The organism is Deltaproteobacteria bacterium (assembly GCA_028818775.1).
GTDB lineage: Bacteria > Desulfobacterota > Binatia > UBA9968 > JAJDTQ01 > JAJDTQ01.
Map to the genome: position 1 here is coordinate 1 of JAPPNE010000012.1, position 3,036 is coordinate 3,036.

At 70.9% G+C, this 3,036-nt stretch carries 1 protein-coding gene; it reads right to left on the reverse strand.

Annotation, left to right across the window (positions count from 1 at the left end; translation table 11 throughout):
- Positions 1 to 2,959: relaxase domain-containing protein (locus tag OXU42_01025; GenBank protein MDE0027972.1), on the reverse strand; the 2,959-nt coding region annotated here is incomplete at its 3' end.
- Positions 2,960 to 3,036: the final 77 nt, after the last annotated feature.

A 3,036-nucleotide genomic window follows, 5' to 3' on the forward strand; every position in this document is an offset into this window, starting at 1 on the left:
GGCGATCGGTCGAAGCGGTCTCGCCGTCGCGGGTGCGCTCCATGGGCGCCGGTGCTGGTGGGCTTCGCCCGCGTTCCGTCCGCGGCACGGGCCCCGCGTCCGGCGTTGTGCGCTCTGCCTCACGCTCCGGCTGCGTGCGCCCTGCGGCATCTGCGACCCTGGCCTCTATCGCCGGACCCTCCGGCGGCGACGGCGCGATGGCTTCGAGCGCGGCGAAGCGTTCTCCAGTCGCCGCCTCCAGGCGCTCGCGGAGCGCGCGCCGGTCGTCGGTCACCAGCTCGGCATGAAGTCGGGCACGGCTGATCTCCACATAGAAGGTCTTTTGGGTGGTGAGCCGAGCGTGCTCGGCTTCCATCGCTGCGATCACCCGGTCCACGGTGCGGCCCTGGAAGGCGTGCACCGTCGCCGCCCAGGCCCGGTCGATATGGCGAAGCTGCGGATCGTCCCGGCGCAGCGTCAGCGCCCTGCCGTCCTCCAGCCGGAAGGAGACGGCTTTCTCGCCGACCGCCGTCACCTCTGCCGTGCCGCTGTTCATCAGACCGTGCCTCATGTCGTTGCGGGTCCAGCACACGCGGTCGCCGCGGCGAAGCTCCATGGCGTCTGCGGCATGGACCTCCACCCCGCCTCTTCGCGCCGCCAGCCTCGCGGGCTCCCAGGCGACGGTGGCGCCGTCCTTGCCCTGGAGCGTGACCACGCCTGCTGCGCGGTCCACGGCGGCGACACGCAGCTCGTCGCCCTTGTCGACCCCGAGACGCTTGTAGCGGCGGTGGAAGGCCACCACGTCGCCGGGGGCGTAGTTGGCGGCGAGCGCTTTCTCCGCATTGGTATAGCCACGCGAGACCAGCCTCTCGCCGGTCACGGCCGGCCCGCCAATGGTGCCGTCCCGGATGAGACGCTCGCGGACGATGGCGTTGATCTTCTCCCTGAGCGCATGGCTGGGGGCCATCAGCCCCGTGGCCTGCCGTTCCTCGGCCGAGAGCGCGAGCCAGCGCGCGGCCGCAGCCCCGGCGAGGTTGTCCGCCTTCACCTCCGCGACCTTGTCGCCCAGCTTCTCGAAGGCCCTTTGGATGTCGCCCGCAAGGCTTGCCTCGACGGCCTCCTTCAGCGCCGGCTCGCGCTGGCGCACGATCTCGTCCATCACCGCGCACGTCATGCCGGCGCCCTGCAGTTGCGCGAAGGGCTTGCCGGCGTCGACGGCATCCAGCTGCTTCTCGTCGCCCACCAGCACCACGCGGGGGATGCGGAGCGCGTTGGCGATCCTCAGCAGGTCGCGTGCCTGCACGGTGGAGGCGAGCGAGCCCTCGTCCACCACCAGGACGGCTTTCTTGAACTGCTCCTTCATGGCCCGCTCGCCCCTGCGGGAGAGCCGGCCCTCGGCAACGCCCGCGTTGCGGGCCAGAAAACCCTGCAGGGTCTCGCTCGCGATCCCGGCCTCGGCATCGAGGGTGCGCGCGGCGGACGCCGACGGCGCAAGCCCCCTGACCTCGAAGCCGCGCTTCTCCAGCAGCGCGCGCGCCCTGTTGAGCATCGTGGTCTTGCCGGTGCCGGCGAAGCCCTGCACGCCCACGACGCGATCCTTCTCCGACAGGATCAGCTTCACCGCCTCCTTCTGTCCCTGGGTCAGGGGTCCGTTTCGAAGCGCCTTGTCGACGGCGCGGCCGCGCATCGGGGCCGCGCCCCGTCCCTGCCCGCGCTCCATGAGAGCGATGGTCTCGCGCTCGTCGGCGACGGTCCTGTCGGTGGTGAGCGAGTCCCCCGGCACCGGGTAGTCCGCAGCCAGCAGGGTGCCGGCCTTCTCCAGGCGCCCGACAGCAGCCTCCGCCTCACCGATGCTCACCGCGCCGGGCTTCCAGGTGAGGGCGGAGGTGAGCAGGTCGGTTCGCGAGAATACCGCCTCCCTCTCGGAGAGGTGCGCCACCGCCCAGGCGGCGGCCCGGTCCGCTTCAGTCGTCATGCCGGGATCGGCCTCCCGGTCCAGATCTGCCGGAGCGAGAGGCCGCTCAACGTGGGCCGCCTGCCAGTGCCTGGCTTCGCCGACCAGCTCCCGTGCATCGAAGCCCAGGGCCGCCGCCTGTCGCTGCCAGCTCTCGCGCAGCGCGTCCCTGTCCACCTCGCGCTTGTGGGCGCGGGTCATCAGCGCCGCGCGCTGCGCGAGACGCTGGTCCTGCGCCGTATCCCCAAGACCCTGCGCCGCCATCGCCGCCTCGATCTCCGCGCGGCGCGTGGAAAAGGCTTCGATCACGGGACGCCCTACGCCCGCAATCTCGAAGCGCCCGTCCGCATGCGTCTTCTCGACCCGATACCCCAGCTCTTGCAGGCCCCGCGCCAGCTCCGCGCGGTACATCGCGCCGATCAGCATCTTGCAGGCGTAGAGCTTTTCGTTCGCCATGGTGCGCCACTTGCCGGACCGGGGCGTTCCCCCGTCTTCGCCCTGCACCATGTTGGCGATGACGGCATGGGTATGAAGCTGAGGATCGAGATTGCGCGAGACCTCGTGGGTGAAGGTGGCGATCACCGCCTTCTGGTTCCCGGTGCGCACCATGCGGCCGCTGTCGGCATCCATCGTCCTGGTCTCGACGACGTTCTCCTCGATCCAGGCGAGAGTCCGTTGCACGGCTGCGTCATGGGCGGCGACGATGCGTTCGTCGCCGCCGATCAGGGCGGCGAGGGAGACCGACTTGGAAGCGGAGAAGGTGACGTCCCTGCCGGGGCGGTGGCTGATCGTGCCGTCCCCCAGCCTGCGGCCGAGCCTGCGCCCCGAGCCGTCGGGCACAGCGCCCTCGAGGATACCGCTGAAGACGTCGGGATCGACCGGCCCGGTGAGCCCCAGTGCCTCGGCGCCCTTGCCGACCCAGGCGCTGGCCTCCCTGTGCGCCGGATCTTCCTTCGCGTAGTACCCGTCTCTTTCGTAGTAGGAGACGCCCTGGGCGGGCGAGGCGACGGCCCCGATGGAGGCCACCATGTCAGAACTTGACCCAGGGCGGCTCGTCCTCGTCTTCCTGCGCCTCGGTGTCCATGGCCGCGCTGCTCTTGCCT